Genomic DNA, 23,022 nt, shown 5'->3' with positions numbered 1-23,022 from the left:
ACAATAAGACGAGGATGTAGGGATGAAGAAGAACAACAACGCTCAGCTTATCTGCCAGTTATCGGCCGTTGCGGCCATGATGCTGGCCGGTAGCGTGCACGCGGCTGATGCGTTTAGCGCCGATTCCGAATGGATGACCGGTGATTGGGGTGGTGAACGGACCCGGCTGATCGAGCAGGGTATCGACATCAAGATGGACTATGTCGGTGAGGTGGGCGCCAACCTTCACGGCGGTTTCAACAACGACAAGACTGCGCGTTACTCCGACCAGTTTGGCCTGGGCGCGGCGCTGGACCTGCAAAAGCTGCTGGGGTGGGATAACACCCAGGCCAAGATCCAGCTCACCAACCGTAATGGTGAGAACATCTCCAATGACCGCGTCGGCGATCCGCGTGCCGGCACCTTGAGTTCCTCCCAGGAAGTCTTCGGCCGTGGCCACATGGTCCGGCTGACCCAGCTGTGGATCAAGCACCAGTTCCTCGACGGCAAACTGGACGTCAAGGCCGGTTACTTCGGCGAAGGCGAAGACTTCAACACCTTCCCTTGCGAGTTCCAGAACCTGGCGTTCTGCGGCTCCCAGGTGGGTAACTGGGCGACCAACATCTGGTACAACTGGCCGGTCAGCCAGGCCGCGATCCGTGTGAAGTACAACATCTCGCCTGAGTTCTATGCGCAGATCGGCGCGTACAACCAGAACACCTCGCAACTGGAGCACGGCAACGGCTTCAAGCTCAGTGGCAGCGGGACCAATGGCACCGTCTTGCCGGTCGAACTGGTGTGGTTGCCGAACCCTGGCAACCTGCCGGGCGAGTACCGTATCGGTTACTACAAAAGCACGTCCAACGCCGACGACGTTCGCAAAGACGACAACGGCAATGATGCGGCCACCACCGGCAACGCCTTTCGCAGCCACGACAGCAAGCACGGCTACTGGTTCGTTGCGCAGCAACAGCTGACCAGCCACAACGGTGACAAGTCCCGCGGTCTGAGCGTTGCCGCCAACGCCACGTTCCACGACAAGGACACCAACATCGTCGACAACTACCAGTCGCTGATGTTTGTGTACAAGGGCCCGTTCGATGCGCGTCCCAAAGATGACGTCGGCATTGGTTTCGCCCGTATCCATGTCAACGATGACGTGAAGAAAAACGCCGAGCTGACCAACGCTGCCAATGGTGTCACCGAGTACGAGGACCCACTGTTCTCCCCGTTGCGTGAGACCGAGTACAACTACGAGCTCAACTACGGCTTCCACGTGACCAACTGGCTGACCGTGCGTCCCAACCTGCAATACATCACTCACCCGGGCGGTGTGGATGAAGTGGATAACGCACTGGTCGCTGGCCTGAAAATTCAGTCGGTGTTCTGACGCTGTTGCGATAAGCTCCTCTCTATGTGCGCATTTTGCGGACAGCCATGGCTGTCCGCTTTTTTTTGGGGTGGCGCACCCAGGTAAAGATGATTTTCAGGACCGTGGCACATGCTTGAGCATCCGCTACAACGCTTCTTCAAATCCTTGCGCGAACGGCCGGTGTTTGCATGGGAGCGCTATCAGAAGCGCGACGTGTTGGTGATCGATCATCCGCTGTGTCAGGCGGTGTTCAGTCGTCAGGGCGCGCAGTTGTTGCATTTCCAGCCCAAGGGCCAGAAACCCTGGCTGTGGTGCGCGGCGAAGTGGCCGCAGGTCGGGGCCATTCGCGGTGGCGTGCCGGTGTGCTGGCCTTGGTATGGCCGCCATCCGAGCGAAAATGCCTGGCCTTCCCACGGCTGGGCACGCTTGCTCGACTGGAAGCTGATCGACAGCAGCAGTGAAAACGACGGCGTGCGCCTGCACTGGCAACTTCAGTTGTGCGACTGGCAAGTGGACCTGCATGCGCACCTCGGGGAGCGCATGGACCTGCGCTTGAGCACCGAGCATCACGACAGCCTTCCCTGCCAATTGAGTCAGGCGTTGCACGCTTACTGGCGTATTGGTGACGTCGGTGAGGTAGCGCTGTCTGGACTCGACGGCGCGCAAGGTTACGACCAGTTGAATCGGCAGGTTTGTCAGCAGGAAGGTGAGTTGCGCGTCGATGGCGGCTGTCAGCGGGTGTTCCAGCATGACGGCGAACTGCAGCTCAATGATCACGCCTGGCAGCGGGCGTTATGCATCGATACCGGCGATACGGCGGACACGGTGGTTTGGCATCCGGGCTCGCGGCCGTTGCTGGGTGTGAGCTGGAATGAAATATCCGAATTCGTCTGCGTGGAAGCGGCGAGCGGCGGGACTGACAGTCTGTGCCTGAAGCCTGGGGAGCGGGCGCATTTGAGTTTGCAGGCGCGGGTGGGGGCATGATTTTGCGGTGTTGCCGCTGACGCCATCGCGGGCAAGCCTTGCTCCCACAGGTTTAGCGGCGATTACAGGTCTTGTGATCGACGTAGACACTGTGGGAGCAAGGCTTGCCCGCGATGAGGCCCGAGCAGGCAATGGAAATGCCGGATCAGTTGAACTCGTCTCCCACCGGATACCGACTGGCATTCAAACTCTCTTTGATCTTGCGCAGATGTGGCTGGAAATCCACGCCCCGACGCAAGGTCATGCCGGTCGCCAGTACGTCCAGCACGGTCAGCTGGATGATCCGCGAGGTCATCGGCATGTAGATGTCGGTGTCTTCCGGCAGCGGAATGTTCAGGCTCAAGGTACTGGCCTTGGCCAGGGGCGAGTTCTCTGCGGTCAAACCGAGCACCGAAGCGCCGTTTTCCCGGGCGATGCGTGCCACTTCCACCAGTTCGCGGGTACGGCCGGTGTAGGAAATGATCACGAACAGCTCGCCGGTGTGTGCCACCGAAGCAATCATGCGCTGCATCAGCACGTCGGCGTGGGCGGTCACGGCCAGGTTGAAACGGAAGAACTTGTGCTGCGCATCCAGCGCCACGGGGGCTGAGGCGCCGAGACCGAAGAAGTGGATCTGCCGGGCCTGGATCAACAGGTCGACGGCGCGGCTGATCAGGTTCGGGTCCAGTGCCTGGCAAGCGCTGTCCAGGGACGCGATGGCGCTGCCGAAGATTTTCTGGGTATAGGCTTCCGGATTGTCGTCGGCCTCCACCGCGCGGCTGACGTACGCCGCGCCGCTGGCCAGGCTCTGGGCCAATTGCAATTTGAGTTCGGGGTAGCCGCTGACGCCGAACGAACGGCAGAAACGGTTGACCGTCGGTTCGCTGACCGATGCGGCCTGGGCGAGGGCGGCGATGCTGAACCGGGTGGCCTGCTGTGGGTTGAGCAGGATCACCTCGGCGACTTTGCGTTCGGCCTTGTTCAGCTCTTCAAGGCGATTCTGGATCTGCTCCAGGAGATTTCGCACGCGGTCCATATGGTTTTCCTTGATTCACCTGCGCCGATAAGCGCACGGCTAATGCAAAAAGGGCCTTTGATGCGGCCCGTAACGGTGGCCTATCCTACTGATGGCTCCGACCGACCACCACTCGGAATCTGTATTTTGCGAAAATGTTGTGGTTATTACTACATTTTCCCTTGAGTGATGCCTTGAAAAAAGGTATTTGTAGCTTAACTTGATAAAAGAACAAACATCATGCCTTCGATTACGGTTGAACCGTGCACCTTTGCCTTGTTCGGCGCCCTCGGCGATCTGGCCTTGCGCAAGCTGTTTCCTGCCCTTTATCAACTCGATGGCGCAGGCCTGCTGCACGAGGACACGCGGATCATCGCGCTGGCCCGTGAGGCCGGCAGCGAGCAGGAGCATTTGGCGTTCATTGCCTCCGAGTTGCGCCGCTACGTCGGTGCCAAAGAGCTGGACGAGGCCGTGGTCGAGCGCTTCCTTGCGCGGCTGAGCTACCTGCACGTCGATTTCCTCAAGGCCGAAGACTATGTGGCCCTGGCTGAGCTGGCCGGTAGCGCGCAACGGGTCATTGCCTATTTCGCCACGCCGGCAGCGGTGTACGGTGCGATCTGCGAGAACCTGGCGAAGGTCGGCCTGGCGGAAAACACCCGCGTGGTGCTGGAAAAGCCGATCGGTTCGGACCTGGAATCCTCGCGCAAGGTCAACGACGCCGTGGCGCAGTACTTCCCGGAGAACCGCACCTATCGCATCGACCACTACCTGGGCAAGGAAACGGTACAGAACCTGATTGCCCTGCGTTTCGCCAACAGCCTGTTCGAAACCCAGTGGAACCAGCACTACATCTCCCACGTGGAAATCACCGTGGCCGAGAAGGTCGGCATTGAGGGCCGCTGGGGCTACTTCGACAAGGCCGGCCAGCTGCGGGACATGATCCAGAATCACCTGCTGCAACTGCTCTGCCTGATCGCCATGGACCCGCCGGCCGATTTGTCCGCCGACAGCATCCGCGACGAAAAGGTCAAGGTCCTCAAGGCACTGGCGCCGATCAGTCCGGAGGGCCTGACCACCCAAGTGGTGCGCGGCCAGTACATCGCCGGCCACAGCGAAGGCAAGGCGGTGCCGGGTTACCTGGAAGAACCGAATTCCAATACCCAGAGCGACACCGAAACCTTCGTTGCCCTGCGTGCCGATATCCGTAACTGGCGTTGGGCCGGCGTACCGTTCTACCTGCGCACCGGCAAGCGCATGCCGCAAAAGCTGTCGCAGATCGTCATCCATTTCAAGGAACCGTCGCATTACATCTTCGCTCCCGAGCAGCGCCTGCAAATCAGCAACAAGCTGATTATCCGCCTGCAACCGGACGAAGGCATTTCCTTGCGCGTGATGACCAAAGATCAAGGCCTGGACAAGGGCATGCAGCTGCGCAGCGGCCCGTTGCAGCTGAATTTTTCCGACACCTGGCGCAGCGCACGGATTCCCGATGCCTACGAGCGGTTGTTGCTGGAAGTGATGCGCGGCAATCAGAACCTGTTTGTCCGTAAAGATGAAATCGAAGCCGCGTGGAAGTGGTGTGACCAGTTGATCGCCGGGTGGAAAAAATCCGGTGATGCGCCCAAGCCGTACGCGGCAGGGTCCTGGGGACCGATGAGTTCCATTGCTCTGATCACGCGGGACGGGAGGTCGTGGTATGGCGATATCTGATTTGAAACTACCCCGGGGCGTCAGCGCCCATTCGTTTAAGAGCTCCGTGCTCTTGGCCGAAGGCCTGGCACTGAACGTGGCCAAACAACTGAGCGAGGCTATCGATGCCCGGGGTACCGCGACCCTGGTGGTGTCCGGTGGCCGCAGCCCGGTGGCGTTTTTCCAGCACCTGGCCAAGCAGGCGCTGGACTGGTCGAACGTGGTGGTCAGCCTGGCCGACGAGCGTTGGGTGCCGGTGGAACACGCCGACAGCAATGCCGGCCTGATCAAGAAATATCTGTTGCAAGGCCCCGCGGCCAAGGCGCAGTTCCTGAGCCTGTACAGCGCCAGCGCCAACCTGGAACAGGCGGCCGAACACGCCGATCGCTTGCTGGCGGAATTGCCGGCGATCGACGTGCTGGTGCTCGGCATGGGCGACGACGGCCACACGGTGTCGCTGTTTCCCGGCAGCCCGAACCTGGCCGAAGCCCTTCAGGCTGATGGCACTCGTCGCTGCTACCCGATGCTGGCACCGACCGTACCGCATCAGCGCCTGACCATGAGTCGTGCGCTGCTGGCTTCGGCCAAACATAAAATCCTGTCGATTTCCGGTCAGTCCAAGCTGACCACCCTGAGTTTCGCGCTGGCCGGTGACGATGTCGCCGAAATGCCGGTGCGCGCATTTCTGCAACCCACGTTAGAGATTTACTGGTGCCCATGAGCCAAGGAACAGCCGCTATGACAAACCCATCCCCGACCGTTTCCATGGCGGATAAAGTTGTCCTGATCGACAGCCTCTGCGCCAAGGCGCGAATCCTGCCGGTGATCACCATCGCCCGCGAGCAGGACATCCTGCCACTGGCCGATGCCCTCGCGGCCGGTGGCCTGACCGCCCTGGAAGTGACCCTGCGTTCGCAGTTCGGCCTCAAGGCCATCCAGATCCTGCGTGAACAGCGTCCGGAACTGGTGACCGGTGCCGGCACTGTGCTCGATCGCCACATGCTGGCTGCGGCCGAAGCGGCGGGCTCGCAGTTCATCGTCACACCGGGCATCACCCGCGACCTGCTGGAAGCCAGCGTCGCCAGCCCGATTCCACTGTTGCCGGGCATCAGCAACGCCTCGGGCATCATGGAAGGCTATGGCCTGGGTTATCGCCGCTTCAAGCTGTTCCCGGCGGAAGTCAGCGGCGGCGTTGCGGCCATCAAGGCCCTGGGCGGCCCGTTCGGCGAGGTGAAATTCTGCCCGACCGGCGGCGTGGGACCTGCCAACATCAAGAGCTACATGGCGTTGAAAAACGTCATGTGCGTGGGCGGTAGCTGGATGCTTGATCCGGAATGGATCAAGAACGGCGACTGGGCCCGCATTCAGGAATGCACCGCCGAGGCCTTGGCACTGCTGGACTGATCGCTTCACCCGACACGTAGTTGTGTGTTTTACGGCTTTAACGGTGCGCTTGGTCGGTGCACCGTTTTTTTTTGCCCAAAAATACATCCTGTGGGAGCAAGCGGGCGGCGTTCCGACTTGCCCGCGATGGCGTCATTGAAATCGCCATCGCGGGCAAGTCGGAACGCCGCCCGCTTGCTCCCACAGGAGATCGGCGTGTGGCAGGGATCTTCTGTAGGAGCGAGCCTGCTCGCGATGAACCAGAGAGCACCGCGGGGTATCAGGTTTCCAGCGTCATCGTTGACGACCATCGCGAGCAGGCTCGCTCCTACAGGTCAACGCAGTGCTGTGAGGGCGGTGGTCAGCCGCTTCATGTGCTCAGCCGTGGTGGTCAACCCCGGCGTAATCCGGATGCACGGGCCGCACGCCGCACCACTGCGCACCACGGTGAACAGGTTGTACTCGCTGAGCAGCCGCTCGACCATCGCCAGTTGATCATCCTGCGCGGTAAAGCGCATCGACGTGATGCCGCAATACAGTCGCGGATCATCCGGTGTCAGGACTTCGATGCCCGGCAGTTCACGGACTTCACGTACCCACAGGTTACGCAGGTAGTTCAGTCGCGATCCCTTGGCCGCAGCGCCGCCCATGGCGTGATGCTCTTCAAGCACCAGCGGCAGGGTCAGCAGCGCGGGAATGTTTGGTGTGCTGTAGGGTGTGCGGGCGCGAATGTCGGTGATCGGGAAATGCATTTCGCCCATGTCCGGGTCGATGTCAGGCAGGCGCTCGGGGGCGATGTACAGGAAGCCCAGGGTCAGCGGTGCGCCGATCCATTTGTGCAGGTTATAGGCAGCGAATGCGATACCCAGGTCATCGAGGTTGAACTCGAACTGGCCCAGGGCGTGGGCGCCGTCGAGGATCACATCGATGCCATGCTCCCTGGCGGCAGCGGCAATGGCCTGTACCGGCATCACCAGGCCGGTGCGATGGGTGACGTGGGTCAGGGCCATCAGCTTGAGTCGCGGATAACGGGCGAAGGCTTCACGGTAGGAGGCGAGCAAGCTGTCGAAGCTGGCGGGGTGCAGGTGTTCGATCTCGATCACCTCGACACCGCGATGTTTCGCCAGCCAGCGCATGGCGCCCTTGACGGTGTCGTACTCCAGATCGCAAATCAGCACCTGGTCCCCCGGTTGCAGGCGATTGTAGTTGCGGATCAGCGACTGCAAGCCATCCGACGCATTGCGGGTGAGGGCGACGGCCTGCGCAGGCACACCCATCAACCCGGCCACTTGCGCTTGTATCTTGAGGCTTTCACCCTGTTCGAAACGCTGACGGACATGAACCGAATTGCCGCGGTTGATCAGTTCGATGTTGCGCTGATACTCCTCGACCACGGTGCGTGACATACGTCCGAAGTAACCGTTTTCCAGATTGATCGGGCCGGGTTGCAGGTCGTAGCGGTCGGCAAAGGTTTGCCAGAAGTCTTCATCACGGGCGCGGCGGGTGTTATCGGGCATGGGGCTGCTCAATCAGGGGCGGGATGAGTGAATCAGTGGCGAGGCGCGGGTTTGCCATGTTTGGCGCGTAGCGGTTCGAGTAGTTCCGATAAGCCGTTGTGATCGATTTCCTGCATAAGCGCCAGCAGACCGCCCAATTCGCCATGGGGGAAACCTTCCCGGGCGAACCAGTTCAGGTACGGGCCCGGCAAGTCGGCAATGATTCGGCCTTTATATTTGCCGAAGGGCATTTCACGGGTTACCAGCAGTTCGAGCTTTTCAGGGTTCATGGCTCAGTCGTCTTGATTCAATGGTCGGGAAAATACAGGCATTCTGCATGCAGGCCAATTGACAGATCATGCAAAAAAAACGGATACAGATTTTTTGATTGAATCTAACTATTTGATAAATAACGGTTAATTTATCGGTCAGAAGCTGGCATGTAGGGTGCATCGTTTAATTGCATCTTTCATCAACCGCAAGGAATTGAAAAATGACCGATATGAATAAAGAAGCGATTTCTGTACTCAATGACCTGATTGAAACCAGCAAGGACGGTCAGGAAGGGTTCAAGACTTGCGCTGAAGACATCAAACACCCTGAACTCAAAACCCTGTTCGTACAACGTTCCGCCGAATGTGCAAAGGCTGCCGCGGAACTGCAAAGTGCCGTGCGTTCGATGGGTGGCGATCCGGAAACATCCACCAGTGTCAGCGGCGACATGCACCGTCGCTGGGTCGACGTAAAGTCGATGTTCACCGGCAAGGGCGAAGAGGCTGTGCTCAACGAAGCCGAGCGTGGTGAAGACCATGCGCTGAAGGCTTATCGCGAAGCCATGGAAAAAATCAACAAACACAACCTGGTGGGTATTCGTGACATCGTTGAACGTCAGTATCACGGCGTGCAACGTAACCACGATCAGGTAAAAGCCCTGCGTAACCAGGCGCGTGCACGTTCATAAGCCCCACCAATAACACCCGTAGGAGCGAGCCTGCTCGCGATGGCGGCCTGCCACTCAACTTTGATGTTGACTGGGCTGGCGCTATCGCGAGCAGGCTCACTCCTACAGTTTATTGCGCGCCGAATCAGCCAATGCTGATCGCCGGCAACTCGGTCAAGGTCACCGATTGCTGTTTGCGCGGCGCCAGGATTTCCGCCTCGCCATCCACCACCAGCTCATCACGCTGGTTGAACACGCGAGTGGCAATGCGCACGCGGAATTTCGGCAGTTTTTCCAGGATTTCCAGACGCACGGTCAGGGTGTCGCCAATTTTCACCGGCTTCTGGAAGCTCATCTGCTGACCAATGTAGATAGTGCCCGGCCCAGGCAGTTCGCAGGCCACTGCCGCACTGATCAACGCGCCGCTGAACATGCCGTGGGCGATACGTTCCTTGAACATGGTGCTGGCGGCGTATTCGGCATCCAGGTGCACCGGGTTGTGGTCGCCTGACATCGCGGCGAACAGCTGAATATCGCGCTCTTCGACCGTCTTGCTGAAACTGGCGGTCTGGCCGATTTCGAGGGCTTCGTAGGGGGTGTTGGTAACCTGGGTCATCTGTCTCGATTCCTGTGACGAATAAAAAATTCACAAAAAAACTATTCGGTTCGGTGTGGCCGGGGTTTGCTCAGTGTCTGGTTGATCCAGGCCAGCACATCGGCGATCACTTCATCGCGGTTGGTTTCATTGAACAATTCGTGCCGCGCCTGCGGGTAAACGGTCAGTTGCAGGTTCCGGCTGCCGGCCTCGCGCAAGGCGCCGGCCAGATCTTTCAGACGCTTGCCTTCGCTTACCGGATCACATTCGCCGCCGATCACCAGCAACGGCAGGCCCGGGTCGATCTGGGCGAGATTGGACGCTTTGCTGATTTGCTGCAACCCGCCGAGCAAATCGATCCACAGCTGATTGGTACAACGGAAGCCACAAAGGGGGTCGTTGGCGTATAGGTCGACTTCGGCCGGATCGCGACTGAGCCAGTCAAACTGGGTGCGTATCGGTTTGAATGGCTTATTGAATGAACCGAACGTCAGCCACTCGATCAGTGCGCTGCGTCCCTTGGGGCCCTGGCGCAGACGTTCGAAACGGGCAATCTGGCGGGCCGCGCGATAAAGCGCCACGGGCTGGAAGTTCGAGCCGCTGAGAATGGCGCCGTGCAGGCTGGCGCTGTGATGCAACAGGTACCCCTGGGCGATATAGCTGCCCATGCTGTGGCCCAGCAGCACGATGGGTGTGCCGGGATGCTGCTGGCCGATGTGCTGGTTGAGGCACGCCAGGTCACCCACCACTTTGGCCCAACCGTCGTTGTCGGCGAAATGGCCGAGCGTCCCGTTTTCGGCAGTTTTGCCATGTCCGCGCAGATCCGGGGCGTACACGCCGTAGCCCTGGGCACAGAGCTTTTCTGCCAGGCGCCCGTAGCGAGCGCTGTGTTCCGCCATGCCGTGGGCCAGCAGGATCACGGCCCGGGGGGTGTCAGCGGGCAACCACTGGTTGACGAAGAGACGGCTGCGGTCGCTGGTGGTCAGCCAGAATGTATCGTGGATCATCGCGGTTCCTTTGCTGGGTGCCTGTTCATACACAACGGTAGGAGCGAGCTCGCTGGCGATGGTCGTCAACGAAGACGCTGGCAGTCTGACGCCCCGCGGTGTTCAGTCGTTCATCGCGAGCGAGCTCGCTCCTACAGTTAGCCGATTGCAGTGTATAGCGCATCTTCGGCGGGACGCCTGATCAGGCCGCGTCGCGGCAGCAAGATTCACAAAATCTATGACACACATCCGCATATTTGCCTGATTCGACATAGCTGCTAGTGTCCGTGAAGCTCCGCTTTTCGCTTTCTGCTTTTTGAGCAACAAGAAAGAGAAATGACAGAAAAGCGGCCCCGGATAGGCTCAGGTAAAGAGGACAAGAACAATGCAACCTGATTTCTGGAATGACAAGCGCCCGGCCGGCGTTCCCCTGGACATTGACGTCGCTGAGTACAAGTCGGTTATCGAGGTGTTCGAACGTTCCTGCAAGAAATTTGCTGATCGCCCGGCGTTCAGCAACATGGGTGTCACCCTGACCTACGCCGAACTGGAACGCTACAGCGCAGCGTTCGCCGGTTATCTGCAAGCTCACACCGATCTGGTGCCGGGGGATCGCATCGCGGTGCAGATGCCCAACGTCCTGCAATACCCGATCGCCGTGTTCGGCGCCTTGCGCGCCGGGCTGATCGTGGTCAACACCAACCCGCTATATACCGCGCGGGAGATGCGTCATCAGTTCAAGGATTCCGGTGCCCGGGCGCTGGTGTACCTGAACATGTTCGGCCAGAAAGTCCAGGAAGTGCTGACCGACACCGACATCCAATACCTGATCGAAGCCAGAATGGGCGACCTGATGCCGACCGCCAAAGGCTGGCTGGTCAACACTATGGTGAGCACGGTCAAAAAAATGGTCCCGGCTTATTCCTTGCCCCAGGCCATTTCCTTCAAGAGTGCACTGCGTCTGGGTAAGGGCCAGCCAATCAAGCGGCTGAATGCCGGACTCAAAGACATCGCCGTATTGCAGTACACCGGCGGCACCACCGGCCTGGCCAAGGGTGCGATGCTGACCCACGGCAATCTGGTGGCCAACATGCAGCAGGCGCGGGCCTGCCTCAGTCAGTTTGCCAGTGACGGCCAGTCGCTGCTGCGCGAAGGGCAGGAGGTGATGATCGCGCCGCTGCCGCTTTACCACATCTATGCGTTCACGGCCAATTGCATGTGCATGATGGTGACTGGCAACCACAACGTGCTGATCACCAATCCGCGGGACATCGGTGGCTTCATCAAGGAACTGAAAAACTGGCGGTTCTCGGCGCTGCTGGGGCTGAACACGCTGTTTGTTGCACTGATGGACCATCCGGATTTCAAGACCCTGGATTTCTCCAGCCTCAAACTCACCAATTCCGGCGGCACCGCGCTGGTCAAGGCCACCGCCGAGCGCTGGGAGCAGTTGACCGGTTGCCGCATCACCGAAGGCTACGGCCTGACCGAAACCTCGCCGGTGGCTTGCACCAACCCCTATGGCGATCAATCGCGCATCGGCACGGTCGGCCTGCCGGTGCCGGGGACCACGCTCAAGGTGATCAACGACGAGGGCGTCGAACAACCGCTGGGCGAGCGTGGCGAGCTGTGCATCAAAGGCCCGCAGATCATGAAGGGCTACTGGCAGAAACCCGAGGCGACCAACGAAGTACTGGACGCCGAGGGCTGGTTCAAGTCCGGCGACATCGCGGTGATTGACCCGGACGGGTTCGTGCGCATTGTCGATCGCAAGAAAGACATGATCATCGTCTCGGGTTTCAACGTGTACCCGAACGAAATCGAGGACGTGGTCATGGCTCACCCTAAAGTCGCCAACTGCGCAGTGATCGGTGTGCCCGACGAACGTTCGGGGGAGGCGGTGAAGTTGTTCGTGGTGGCCCGTGAAGCGGGGGTCAGCCTTGAAGAGCTGAAGGCGTACTGCAAGGAAAACTTCACGGCGTACAAAGTGCCCAAGCACATTGTCTTGCGTGAGTCGTTGCCGATGACGCCGGTGGGCAAGATTTTGCGGCGGGAGTTGCGGGATATCGCATAAGCGGTGAATGGCCGCGCTTCGCGCGGATCGCGGGCAAGCCTTGCTCCCACAGGGGCGGTGTCGTTCACAAGGCAGTGAGCGACACAAAACCTGTAGGAGCAAGGCTTGCCCGCGATGCGTTTAAAGCGAAAGCCCCGTTTTACGGGGCTTTCAGCGATATATAGGTTTTTTGCTCTAAAATGACTGGTTACCATTCTTGAGTCATAAATGTGACCGTAGAGGCCGCTTTTGGCTCTAGTCGACCCTATTCAAAGCTGCTACTCTCGGCGCGCTTTGTGACTTCTCGGCCTAGTAAAAAGCCAGACTCACCTATAGACAAACACCAATAATAATCGCATCAAATGCGGTGTTGAATTCGCGTTGCTGAGGAGTGGGCTTCCATGAACGAAGACTTTTGGAAGGATAAGTACCCAGCTGGAATTGCTGCCGACATCAATCCAGACGAGTACCCGAATATTCAGGCAGTGTTGAAGCAATCCTGCCAACGCTTCGCCAACAAACCGGCTTTCAGCAACCTGGGCAAGACAATCACCTACGGTGAACTGTACGAATTGTCCGGTGCCTTTGCCGCGTACCTGCAACAGCATACCGATTTGCAACCGGGCGATCGAATCGCCGTGCAATTACCCAACGTGCTGCAGTATCCGGTCGCCGTCTTCGGTGCCATCCGTGCCGGGTTGATCGTGGTCAATACCAACCCGCTGTACACCGCACGGGAGATGGAGCACCAGTTCAATGATTCCGGTGCCAAGGCCCTGGTCTGCCTGGCGAACATGGCGCACCTGGCCGAGGCCGTCGTGCCGAAAACCGGGGTCAAGCACGTCATCGTCACCGAAGTGGCGGACCTGCTGCCACCGCTCAAGCGTCTGCTGGTCAACAGCGTGATCAAGTACGTGAAGAAGATGGTGCCGGCGTATCACTTGCCAAAAGCCGTCAAGTTCAACGACGTATTGAGCAAGGGCCACGGCCAGCCAGTGGCCGAAGCCAACCCGGCCAGCAGCGATGTTGCGGTCCTGCAATACACCGGCGGCACCACCGGCGTGGCCAAGGGCGCCATGCTGACCCACCGCAACCTGGTGGCGAACATGTTGCAATGCAAGGCGCTGATGGGCTCCAACCTCAATGAGGGCTGCGAGATCCTGATCACGCCGCTGCCGCTGTACCACATCTATGCCTTTACCTTTCATTGCATGGCGATGATGCTGATCGGCAACCACAACATCCTGATCAGCAACCCGCGCGATTTGCCGGCGATGGTCAAGGAACTGTCGAAGTGGAAGTTCAGCGGTTTTGTCGGTCTCAACACCCTGTTCGTGGCCCTGTGCAACAACGAAGGTTTCCGCAAGCTGGATTTCTCGGCGATGAAAGTCACCCTGTCCGGCGGCATGGCCCTGCAACTGGCGGCGGCAGAGCGCTGGAAAGCAGTCACCGGTTGTGCCATTTGCGAAGGCTACGGCATGACTGAAACCAGCCCGGTAGCCACCGTTAATCCGATCCAGAACATTCAGGTCGGCACCATTGGCATTCCGGTTCCATCGACCCTGTGCAAAGTCATCAGTGATTCTGGCGCTGAACAGCCCATGGGCGAAATCGGCGAACTGTGTGTGAAAGGTCCGCAAGTGATGAAGGGCTACTGGCAGCGCCAGGAAGCCACCGATGAAATCCTCGACAGCGAAGGCTGGTTGAAGACCGGTGACATCGCGCTGATCCAGCCCGATGGCTACATGCGCATCGTCGATCGCAAGAAAGACATGATCCTGGTCTCCGGTTTCAACGTGTACCCGAACGAGCTGGAAGACGTGCTGGCAACCCTGCCGGGCGTGCTGCAATGCGCGGCCATCGGCGTGCCGGACGAGAAGTCGGGCGAGGCGATCAAGATTTTCATCGTCGCCAAACCGGGCGTGACCCTGACCAAGGAGCAGGTGATGGCGCACATGCGTGCCAACGTCACCGGCTACAAGGTCCCACGCTCTGTAGAGTTCCGCGATGCACTGCCGACCACCAACGTCGGCAAGATCCTGCGTCGGGAATTGCGCGATGAAGAACTGAAAAAGCTCAACGCGAAGAAAGCGACTGTGTGATCAAAAAAAGCCCCGCACATGCGGGGCTTTTTGTTGATCGGCTGGCAACGCGATCCTCTGTAGGAGCGAGCCTGCTCGCGAAATAGGCCCAGACAACACGGACATCCAGGCAGTCCGCGTCATCGTTGACGTCCATCGCGAGCAGGCTCGCTCCTACATGCGAAACGGCGCGAAATTGACGTTGGTGCCCGCCGGGCGCATGTCCTGCAGGTACGAGTCCTTGTCGGCGCTCAGCTCCAGGCTCAGGGCCGCCTTGCGCTTGCCCTGGTTACGCACCACCAGGCCTTCGAGCTTCTCGCGCAGGAACACCGTCGGCACTTTCAGGTGCAGCAGTTCGTCGGTATCGGGGGTGTGCATCAGCAGGTGAATCCACTCGTACTGACCAACGGCCAGGCGCGACACCGGGATGTCGAACCACCAGATGTTGCGGTTGCGGTTCAGTTCGGTGAAGTGGCAGTTGTTGACGCCAAGCACAGCACCGCCGAGTTCCTGATTTCTGCGGGCAATGGCCTGCTTTTTATCGAGTTTCATAACATTCCTACGGGATTGGATCTTCAGCGCCAGGGCCTGAATACGTTGCGCATTCTCGGGGGTTGCCGGGCAAACATAAAGCCCAACCTGCATTGAACGATGAAATGTCCGGGTGAAAATAAATGAAACTCCGTGCAAACGCCCCCGGTCAACCTCATGTAACGACTTTTCTCATTGAATTGTTCACAGGAGAAACACCATGGGCAGCACTGGCGATAAAGTAAAAGGCATGGCCAACGAAGCCGCTGGCAACGTCAAACAAGGCGTTGGCAAGGCCACCAATAACCCCAATCTGCAAGCTGAAGGCAAGGCTCAGGAAAGGAAAGGCGAGGCCCAGCAAGCCATCGGCAAAGCCAAGGACGCGATTAAGAAAGGTGTCGATAAAGCGTGATACGGCCTTCAATGCGCGGAAGAAACGGCCATCCACGGATGGCCGTTTTTGTGTCAGCCTGAACTAGATCGACGAAATTGTTTCAAAGTCGCCAGGTAGGCTACCTTGATGAAAGAAAACGGCCCCTGAGACGCACCAATTCCACCCACCCTGTAATGCGGCGAATGGAGACGCGAATGATTTTCCCGGACATGAGAGGCCTGCCTTTGCACCGTGTGATGATGCGCACGGTCACCGAGTTCGTCGACGACGAGATGTCGACCTATGCCTCGGCGCTGGCCTATCAAATGCTGTTTTCGCTGTTCCCCTTCATCCTGTTCCTGATCGCCCTGATCGGTTTCCTGCATTTGCCCGACTTCTTTTCCTGGTTGCGCGTGCAATCGGAACTGGTGCTGCCGCCCCAGGCGCTGGAGCAGGTGAACCCGGTGATCGACCAGCTCCAGCAATCCAAGGGCGGACTGTTGTCCGTGGGTATCGTGATTGCCCTGTGGACGGCCTCGGCCGGTGTGCGCTTGATGATGAGTGCGATGAACGCCGCCTACGATGTGGTTGAAGGCCGGCCGGCGTGGAAGCGTTTTCCGCTATCGATCATCTACACCGTCGGCATCGCCGGCATGCTGTTGATCGCCGCCGCGCTGATGGTGCTGGGGCCGCAGGTGATGAACTGGATCGCGGCGCAAGTAGGTCTTGAATACTTCATCGTCACGCTGTGGAACATCGCGCGCTGGCCGGTGATCGTGATCCTGCTGATGGTCGCCGTGGCACTGATCTATTACGTCATGCCCGACGTCAAACAGGAGTTTCGCTTCATTACGCCAGGTTCGGTGCTGTCAGTGGTGGTGTGGATCATCGCGTCCCTGGGCTTCGGCCTGTACGTCAAGGAATTCGCCAACTACAACGCCATGTATGGCAGTATCGGCGCGATCATCGTGCTGTTGCTGTACTTCTACATTTCCGCCGCGGTGCTGCTGCTCGGGGCCGAGATGAATGCGGTGATCGAACACATGTCGCGCGAAGGCAAAGAACCTGGCGAAAAAGTCGCCGGTGAGCACGGTCCCGGCCATGAAGAGAAGCATCACGTTTCCGGGCTGGGCCGGGATCACTCCGTGAAGCCACCCACTGACGAAGTCATAAAATGATCCGTGAAATTTTGAAAATGGGCGATGAGCGCCTGCTGCGCATCGCTCCACCGGTGCCGGCGGACATGTTCGACAGCCCCGGGTTGTGGCAACTGATCGACGACATGTTCCAGACCATGGAAAGCGTTGGCGGGGTCGGCCTGGCCGCACCGCAGATCGGTGTCGACCTGCAACTGGTGATCTTCGGTTTCGAGCACAGCGAGCGTTACCCGGACGCGGATGCCGTGCCGCAGACGATCCTGATCAACCCCTTGATCACGCCGCTGAGCCCGATCATGGAAGAGGGTTTCGAAGGGTGCCTGTCGGTGCCTGGCATGCGTGGCGCGGTGGATCGCTATCAACAGATCCGCTACGAAGGTTTCGACCCCAAGGGCGAGCCCATCGTGCGCATCGCCTCCGGGTTCCATGCACGGGTGGTGCAGCATGAATGCGATCACCTGATCGGGCGCTTGTACCCGTCGCGCATTACCGACTTCAGCAAGTTCGGGTTCACCGAAGTGATGTTCCCGGACCTTGATCCGAATGCGGATGACTGACGACGCGGATAACGGTAGGAGCTGGCTTGCCAGCGATGGCGACCGGTTGATCAGCACAAGGGTCAGGATCTATCGCCAGCAAGCCGGCTCCTGCAGGCCAAGGTTATTTCACCGGTTTAACGGTTCCAGGCCCATGGCGATCATCGGTTTGCTGCGCGCATAACGGCTCAAGCGCTCGACCATGGCGTAAGGCATCGGCGGGTCGAAGCTGAATCCCCGACGTTCGTAGAAACCACGCAAGTCCGGATGGCAGAACAACCACACCGGTAGCTCAAGTCCTTTCACCGCCTCCGCAATCAACGCGGCGGCGACACCCTGTTCGCGACAGGCCGGATCGACAAACAGTCCCGTCAGCCAATGCCCCCCGGACACCGGGCGCAAACACAGCGCCGCGATGATCTCGTCACGCCTTGCGACCCACAGTTGCGCGTCGCGTACCGCTTTCATCGACGATTGGTGGGCGCGATAGAACTTGTTCATCAACGGCCACAGGGGCTCATCGAGTTGGGCGTAATGGGTGCTGTGCATAGGACTAAACTGTTGGAGGGCAAGCGCGCGATTATAAAAGAACGCGCACGCCGGGATAGGTGTATACCTGATCTCACATCCCTCGCGAGTGGAGTACGCATCATGTCTAAAGGTATGGAATCAAAAAAAGAGCTGAAGAAAAAACCGGCGAAAACCGCCATTGAAAAACGTGCCGACAAAAAGGCCAAAAAGTTGAACGTATTCGGGCATTGATCCTGCTCCGATGGGCCGCTCCCTCGCTCTGCATGGGAGCGGTCATTTGAAAATAATCTGCAAGAAATCCCAGTGTCGTTGCACAGAAGGGGACTGGTCCCCGATCCGAGCAACGCCATGCCCCATTACTTCGATAACGCCCACCGAGAAGACATCGAAACCCTGCGCCAGCGCCTGACCGCCCGCACCGAGTGGCCGACCTGGTTGCTGTTGATCAGCGTGTACGGCGCTTGGTTCGCCATCGTTCTGAACAGCCATTCGTTGGGCCTGTGGTGGAGCACCCTGTTGCTGATTCCCGTGGTGGTGCTCTGGCTGTCGGTGCAGCACGAACTGCTGCACGGTCATCCGACCCGCTGGCCGGCGCTGAATAAGGTCCTCGGCTATGCGCCGTTTGCCGTGTGGTATCCCTATACGCTGTATCGCGACAGCCATTTGCTGCATCACCGCGACGAAGACCTGACCATCCCGGGCCGTGATCCGGAAAGCCGCTATTTGAGCAGCGAACAATGGCAGGGCAGTTCGCTGTTCGAACGGGGCCTGCACTGGCTGAACAAAACCGTGCTCGGCCGCTTCGTGCTCGGTGCGCCGCTGGCGTTGCTGGGACTGGCTCGGGAGGAGTTGCATCGACTCAAGACCGGTGAGCGCCGGGCCTGGCTGATGTGGCTCAGCCATGGTGCGCTGACATGGCTGATGCTGTTGTTCATCGCGCGCTACAGCGCATTGCCGGTGTGGCATTACCTGTTGCTGGTCAGTGTGCCGGCGCTGTCGGTTGCAATGGTTCGCTCCTACTATGAACATCGGCCGCACACGGCGCCGGAGCAGCGCACCGTGATCAACGAAGCGGCGTGGCCCTGGCGTTGGCTGTTCCTCAACCTCAATCTGCACCTGGTGCATCACGACTTGCCGGGGTTGCCCTGGTACGACTTGCCACGGGCCTACCGCGCGCGTCGCGAGCAATGGCTGGCGCGCAGCGGCGGGTTTCTGGTGCGGGGATATGGGCAGTTGTGGCGGGAGAACGGGGTGAAGGCGATCGACAGCCCTCGGCATCCGTTTCACTGATTGCAAACACATTCCCCTGTAGGAGCGAGCCTGCTCGCGATGGCGTCGTGTCAGACGCCAGTGATGTCGACTGACTCGCCGCCATCGCGAGCAGGCTCGCTCCTACAGGGGGATCATCGTTGTATGGGATTTTCTTGATGACTCAACACCTCGCCGAATTGCTGATGTATGTCGCCCCTGAACCCATCCACCAGGCCAACGAGCGCTGGCTGACGCGCATCCTCGAGCGACTCGGTGTCACCCGCCGCGACGCTGAAGGTTTGTCTTTGATGGACCTCTGGCTGTCACCGCAGTTACTCCTGACGCAAACCTGCGGCTATCCGCTGATGACCGCGTTGCGCGGCCAGGTCCGGATCCTCGGGCGCCCACGCTACGAACTGCCGGACAGCAGCGACGGCAACCATTGCAGTCTGTTGCTCAGTCGCGTCGACAATCCACGGCGAACCCTGCCGGACTTTCATGGCAGCCGTGGCGTGATCAATGGCGAGGACTCCAACAGCGGCATGAACTTGTTGCGCCATCGACTGGCGCCGTTGCATCGGGACGGGCAGTTTTTTGCCCGGGTCGGTATCAGCGGCAGCCACCGCGAAAGCCTGCGTTGGTTGCGCGAAGACCTTGCCGACCTGGCGTCCATCGACAGTGTGACCTACGCGTATCTGGCCCGTTACGCCGCCGAGGAGGTGGCCGGGTTGCGGGTTGTCGCTCGCAGTGCATTGAGCCCGACGTTGCCGTACATCACCGCTGCGGGTGTCAGTGATGAACAGGTTGAGGAGATTCGGCGGGTGATGAATCAGGCGTTGGGCGATTTGCCGGAGGTGGCAGAGGTGCTTGGTTTGCGGGAAGTGTTGCCGGCCAGTGAAAGCGACTATCAGATCGTTCTGGATTACCAGCAGCAAGCGCAGGCGTTGGGCTTCGAAAGGTTGCGGTGACTGGACGATTTATCGCGGGCAAGCCTTGCTCCCACAGGCACATCGCAGTCCTGTGGGAGCAAGGCTTGCCCGCGAAAGCAATCTCGCAAACATCACAAATTTATATTCCCAAAGTGAATATAAAAATGAATTTTAAATATTATTAATGAATAAGGCTCCTTGCTAGGATCGCGTCACCGGACGACCGGACATTCAGCGACCCCTAACCCCTGGAGCCACTATGTCCGGCACCGACCTTTCCCATCGCCATGACGTGGGCCGACTGTTCCGCGCCCATTACCCCTGGTTATGCGCTCGATTGCGCCACTACCTGGGCACCGCCGCCAGTGTCGAGGACATCGCCGCCGAAGCCTTCGTGCAGTTGCTCGAAGCGCCGCAGCCGGTATCGATCCGCGAACCCCGCGCCTTGCTAACCACCATCGCCCGTCGATTGATTTATCAACTGTGGCGCCGCCACGATCTGGAGCGCCGGCACCTGGATCAACTGCAACAGGTTGATCAACCTTCAATGCCTTCGCCCGAAGAACTGGCGCAACTGACCCAGGCGCTGCATGGCCTCGACCGTACGCTGGCGCGCCTGCCGGGCAAGGTCAGGGCCACGTTTCTGTTGTCGCGGGTCGACGGCCTGACCTACCCGCAAATCGCCGCCGAGCTGGGCATTTCCCTGCGTTCGGTCAGCGTCTACATGACCCGCTCCCAGGCCTTGTGTGACCGCCACAGCGCCAATCAATTCCTGAACCGCCTTACTGACAAGAGGTCCGCATGAGATCGATCAAAACCCTGCTCGGCAGTTCGCTGCTGGCCCTGAGCCTGATGGCCAACCAGGCACCGGCGGCAGAAAAAGCCGCGCCTATCCACTTCGGTGACATCACCTGGGAAAGCGGTAGCCTCATCACCGAGATCCTGCGCCTGATCGTCGAAAAAGGTTATGGCTACCCGACCGATACCTTGCCGGGCAGCACCGTCAGCCTCGAAGCGGCGCTGGCCAAAAATGACATTCAAGTGATCGGTGAAGAGTGGGCCGGGCGCAGTCCGGCCTGGGTCAAAGCCGCCGCGGAGGGCAAAGTGTTTGGCCTGGGCGACACGGTCAAGGGCGCTACCGAAGGTTGGTGGGTGCCGGAATACGTGATCAAGGGTGACCCGGAGCGCGGCATCAAACCGTTGGCGCCGCAGTTGAAGTCCGTGGCTGACCTGGCGAAGTACAAGGACGTGTTCCGCGACCCCGAAGACCCGAATCGCGGGCGCTTCCTCAATAGCCCCACCGGCTGGACCTCGGAGATCGTCAACAGCCAGAAACTCAAGGCCTACGACCTGACGGCAAGCTTCGTCAACTTCCGCACCGGTTCCGGCGCAGCGCTGGATGCCGAAGTGGCCTCATCGATTCGTCGCGGCAAACCGGTGCTGTTCTACTACTGGTCGCCGACGCCGCTGTTGGGGCGCTTCAAACTGGTGAAGCTCGACGAACCGCCGTTCGATGCCGAAGCCTGGAAAACCCTGGCCGATGCCAACAACCCGAACCCCAAAGGCACCCGTTCGATGCCGGCCAGCCTGGCAATCGGCGTGTCCGCGCCGTTCAAGGCGCAGTACCCAGACCTGGTGGCGTTCTTCGAAAAGGTCGACTTGCCGATCGATCTGTTGAATCAGACCCTGGGGCAGATGAGCGAAAAACGGCAGAAGCCCCGTGAAGTGGCCGAAGCGTTTTTGCGTGAGCAGCCGCAGGTGTGGAAGGGTTGGGTGCCGGGGGAGGTGGCCAGCAAGGTGAGTGCAAGTCTGTAATTCAATGATGTTTGGTCAATAGCCTTCGCGGGCAAGTCGGACCATCGTACCGCTCGCTCCTACGGGATTGCGCTGTACCTGTGGGAGCAAGGGGCTTGCCCGCGAAGCGATTTTTCGGCTTGCACCGAATCTACGGCTAACGCTGCCCAGGCAAACCTCTAGCTGAACCGATTTTGTCCTGAATAGTGGCCGACTAGTGGCCTTGCTAAGCCCGGACCGCTGTCTATGCTCACTCGTAACTAAATATGTCGGCCGCAATCGGATGACAAGGATTGAGACCGCCGAGAGTGCGCAAGCCAAGGCACCCACACGGAACGACAGGGAGCGAAACGCTAAATGGAATTTTCTTATGAGCGCGTTAGGGCTTGCCCGGCTCCGGGCTATCGAGAAAAGGATGCCTTGATGAGGACGTCGCAATAGGGACCCTCCGATTCAACATCAAACAATGACCTGACAAGTCTCCTTCTTTTGGGGGGGAGCGCGCGCACCTGTTCCCGCTAACGTAGTGGTGGATATGAAAGAACCGTTACTTTCATTAATCAAAAGACCGCGCTTGGGGTGAAACGAACATGTTCAACCTGCATAACAAGGCTGACTTGCTGGAAATCGAACGCTTCAGTTGTGCGCTGACCGAAGCCAATGCCAAGTTGGCTGCAGTCAGTCGTTCAATGGCAATGATTGAGTTCACGCCCGACGGCTTCGTACTGGATGCCAACGAAAACTTTTGCAACGCCATGGGTTACGGCGCCGACGAGGTACGCGGCAAACACCACCGGATATTTTGCGAAGAAGCCTTTTACCGCAGTGAGGAGTACGCCAAATTGTGGCGTGATCTGGCCCGTGGCGAAGCGGTCAGCGGGACCTTTTTGCGCCTGAACAAAAGCGGCAGGGAAATCTGGCTCGAAGCCAGTTATATGCCGGTGTATGGCCCTGATCGCCAGGTGCGCAGCGTGATCAAAGTCGCCACGGACATCACCGACAGGGTCAACAAGGAACACGAAAACGCAAGCAGGCTGGCGGCGATCGGGCGATCCATGGCGGTGATCGAATTCACCCCGGACGGCAAGGTGATCACGGCCAACGAAAACTTCCTCAAGACCATGCATTACTCGCTCAATGAAGTCATCGGGCAGCACCACAGCCTGTTCTGTCACCGTGCCGAAGCCGAGTCGCCGGCCTACAAGGCATTCTGGGCGTCACTCAATCGCGGCGAATATCACTCGCACCGTTTCGAACGCAAAGACAAATACGGTCATACGGTTTTCCTGGAGGCGTCCTACAACCCGCTGTTCGACGCCAAGGGGCGGCTGTACAAGGTGGTGAAGTTCGCCAGCGATATCACCAGCC

At 59.2% G+C, this 23,022-nt stretch carries 22 protein-coding genes and 1 pseudogene; 16 read left to right on the top strand and 7 right to left on the bottom strand.

The features are described from left to right. Positions 1–22 precede the first annotated feature (22 nt). Positions 23–1,369, top strand: coding sequence for a carbohydrate porin (locus tag GPL81_RS07460; protein WP_160106220.1), 1,347 nt, complete (start codon positions 23–25; stop codon positions 1,367–1,369). Positions 1,370–1,480: 111 nt separating this feature from the next. Then, complete coding sequence (locus tag GPL81_RS07455) at positions 1,481–2,335, top strand: D-hexose-6-phosphate mutarotase (protein WP_160106219.1); 855 nt, start codon at positions 1,481–1,483, stop codon at positions 2,333–2,335. 145 nt (positions 2,336–2,480) lie between these two features. Here the strand turns inward: GPL81_RS07455 and GPL81_RS07450 are convergent, their stop codons facing one another. Beyond that, on the bottom strand, positions 2,481–3,341 hold the full coding sequence (locus tag GPL81_RS07450; RefSeq protein WP_170948639.1) for a MurR/RpiR family transcriptional regulator: 861 nt from the start codon (positions 3,339–3,341) through the stop codon (positions 2,481–2,483). 228 nt (positions 3,342–3,569) lie between these two features. On the opposite strand from GPL81_RS07450, the gene zwf reads away from it, so the two are divergent. The 3 genes from zwf to GPL81_RS07435 are packed head-to-tail and all read left to right on the top strand — an operon-like array spanning position 3,570 to position 6,422. Continuing rightward, a complete protein-coding gene (gene zwf, locus GPL81_RS07445) occupies positions 3,570–5,039 on the top strand; it encodes a glucose-6-phosphate dehydrogenase (RefSeq protein ID WP_160106217.1) in 1,470 nt (489 codons plus the stop codon). Further along, positions 5,026–5,739 (top strand): 6-phosphogluconolactonase, encoded by a 714-nt coding sequence (gene pgl / locus GPL81_RS07440; RefSeq protein ID WP_160106215.1) that lies wholly within the window; start codon positions 5,026–5,028, stop codon positions 5,737–5,739. Before zwf ends, pgl begins: the two co-directional genes overlap by 14 nt. Positions 5,740–5,756: 17 nt before the next feature. After that, positions 5,757–6,422, top strand: coding sequence for a bifunctional 4-hydroxy-2-oxoglutarate aldolase/2-dehydro-3-deoxy-phosphogluconate aldolase (locus GPL81_RS07435; RefSeq protein ID WP_160106213.1), 666 nt, complete (start codon positions 5,757–5,759; stop codon positions 6,420–6,422). 314 nt (positions 6,423–6,736) lie between these two features. On the opposite strand, the gene GPL81_RS07430 is transcribed toward GPL81_RS07435, so the two are convergent. Beyond that, the gene (locus tag GPL81_RS07430; protein ID WP_160106212.1) at positions 6,737–7,918 is read right to left on the bottom strand and encodes an aminotransferase class V-fold PLP-dependent enzyme; all 1,182 of its coding nucleotides are present in this window, start codon (positions 7,916–7,918) and stop codon (positions 6,737–6,739) included. 32 nt (positions 7,919–7,950) lie between these two features. After that, positions 7,951–8,187, bottom strand: a complete 237-nt coding sequence (locus GPL81_RS07425) for a DUF3820 family protein (RefSeq protein WP_096509378.1) — start codon at positions 8,185–8,187, stop codon at positions 7,951–7,953. A gap of 203 nt (positions 8,188–8,390) precedes the next feature. Between GPL81_RS07425 and GPL81_RS07420 the strand changes: the two genes are divergently transcribed. After that, a complete protein-coding gene (locus GPL81_RS07420) occupies positions 8,391–8,858 on the top strand; it encodes a ferritin-like domain-containing protein (RefSeq protein ID WP_096509379.1) in 468 nt (155 codons plus the stop codon). A 124-nt stretch (positions 8,859–8,982) separates the two neighbouring features. Here GPL81_RS07420 and GPL81_RS07415 read toward each other — a convergent pair whose 3' ends face one another. Together GPL81_RS07415 and GPL81_RS07410 are read right to left on the bottom strand one after the other, a co-directional pair. Then, positions 8,983–9,453: a MaoC family dehydratase gene (locus tag GPL81_RS07415; RefSeq protein ID WP_096509380.1), complete on the bottom strand. Its 471-nt coding sequence runs from the start codon at positions 9,451–9,453 to the stop codon at positions 8,983–8,985. A 41-nt stretch (positions 9,454–9,494) separates the two neighbouring features. Beyond that, on the bottom strand, positions 9,495–10,439 hold the full coding sequence (locus GPL81_RS07410) for an alpha/beta hydrolase (protein ID WP_160106210.1): 945 nt from the start codon (positions 10,437–10,439) through the stop codon (positions 9,495–9,497). A gap of 364 nt (positions 10,440–10,803) precedes the next feature. Between GPL81_RS07410 and fadD2 the strand changes: the two genes are divergently transcribed. Together fadD2 and fadD1 are read left to right on the top strand one after the other, a co-directional pair. Beyond that, entirely contained in the window at positions 10,804–12,492 is a 1,689-nt protein-coding gene (fadD2, locus tag GPL81_RS07405; RefSeq protein WP_160106208.1) for a long-chain-fatty-acid--CoA ligase FadD2, read from the top strand. Positions 12,493–12,872: 380 nt separating this feature from the next. Next, the gene (gene fadD1, locus GPL81_RS07400; protein ID WP_160106207.1) at positions 12,873–14,573 is read left to right on the top strand and encodes a long-chain-fatty-acid--CoA ligase FadD1; all 1,701 of its coding nucleotides are present in this window, start codon (positions 12,873–12,875) and stop codon (positions 14,571–14,573) included. A gap of 153 nt (positions 14,574–14,726) precedes the next feature. On the opposite strand, the gene GPL81_RS07395 is transcribed toward fadD1, so the two are convergent. Beyond that, positions 14,727–15,104: a hypothetical protein gene (locus GPL81_RS07395; RefSeq protein WP_096509384.1), complete on the bottom strand. Its 378-nt coding sequence runs from the start codon at positions 15,102–15,104 to the stop codon at positions 14,727–14,729. A gap of 199 nt (positions 15,105–15,303) precedes the next feature. On the opposite strand from GPL81_RS07395, the gene GPL81_RS07390 reads away from it, so the two are divergent. The 3 genes from GPL81_RS07390 to def all read left to right on the top strand — a co-directional run bounded on the left by GPL81_RS07390 (position 15,304) and on the right by def (position 17,170). Then, positions 15,304–15,495, top strand: coding sequence for a CsbD family protein (locus GPL81_RS07390; protein WP_095193217.1), 192 nt, complete (start codon positions 15,304–15,306; stop codon positions 15,493–15,495). Positions 15,496–15,671: 176 nt separating this feature from the next. Then, a complete protein-coding gene (locus GPL81_RS07385) occupies positions 15,672–16,634 on the top strand; it encodes a YihY/virulence factor BrkB family protein (protein ID WP_160106205.1) in 963 nt (320 codons plus the stop codon). Next, the gene (def, locus tag GPL81_RS07380) at positions 16,631–17,170 is read left to right on the top strand and encodes a peptide deformylase (RefSeq protein ID WP_160106203.1); all 540 of its coding nucleotides are present in this window, start codon (positions 16,631–16,633) and stop codon (positions 17,168–17,170) included. The genes GPL81_RS07385 and def overlap by 4 nt, the downstream gene beginning before the upstream one ends. Positions 17,171–17,278: 108 nt before the next feature. Here the strand turns inward: def and GPL81_RS07375 are convergent, their stop codons facing one another. After that, positions 17,279–17,698 carry a GNAT family N-acetyltransferase gene (locus GPL81_RS07375; protein WP_160106201.1) on the bottom strand — a complete coding sequence of 140 codons (420 nt, stop codon included), beginning with the start codon at positions 17,696–17,698 and terminating at the stop codon, positions 17,279–17,281. Between the two features lie 330 nt (positions 17,699–18,028). Between GPL81_RS07375 and GPL81_RS07370 the strand changes: the two genes are divergently transcribed. From GPL81_RS07370 to GPL81_RS31930, 5 genes and pseudogenes are all read left to right on the top strand, one after another. Continuing rightward, positions 18,029–18,970 (top strand): fatty acid desaturase, encoded by a 942-nt coding sequence (locus GPL81_RS07370; protein ID WP_160106199.1) that lies wholly within the window; start codon positions 18,029–18,031, stop codon positions 18,968–18,970. A gap of 137 nt (positions 18,971–19,107) precedes the next feature. Further along, positions 19,108–19,899 carry a phosphate/phosphite/phosphonate ABC transporter substrate-binding protein gene (locus tag GPL81_RS07365; protein WP_160106198.1) on the top strand — a complete coding sequence of 264 codons (792 nt, stop codon included), beginning with the start codon at positions 19,108–19,110 and terminating at the stop codon, positions 19,897–19,899. Positions 19,900–20,119: 220 nt separating this feature from the next. Beyond that, positions 20,120–20,665, top strand: a complete 546-nt coding sequence (locus GPL81_RS07360; protein WP_160106196.1) for a sigma-70 family RNA polymerase sigma factor — start codon at positions 20,120–20,122, stop codon at positions 20,663–20,665. Then, complete coding sequence (locus GPL81_RS07355; RefSeq protein ID WP_160106194.1) at positions 20,662–21,675, top strand: ABC transporter substrate-binding protein; 1,014 nt, start codon at positions 20,662–20,664, stop codon at positions 21,673–21,675. The genes GPL81_RS07360 and GPL81_RS07355 overlap by 4 nt, the downstream gene beginning before the upstream one ends. 569 nt (positions 21,676–22,244) lie before the next feature. Next, positions 22,245–23,018: pseudogene (locus GPL81_RS31930) on the top strand (PAS domain-containing protein); the annotation flags it as partial. Positions 23,019–23,022 lie beyond the last annotated feature (4 nt).

The organism is Pseudomonas izuensis (assembly GCF_009861505.1).
Classification (GTDB): domain Bacteria; phylum Pseudomonadota; class Gammaproteobacteria; order Pseudomonadales; family Pseudomonadaceae; genus Aquipseudomonas; species Aquipseudomonas izuensis.
The sequence above is the reverse complement of the archived record's forward strand: the minus strand, read 5'-3'. Positions and strand labels throughout refer to the sequence as shown.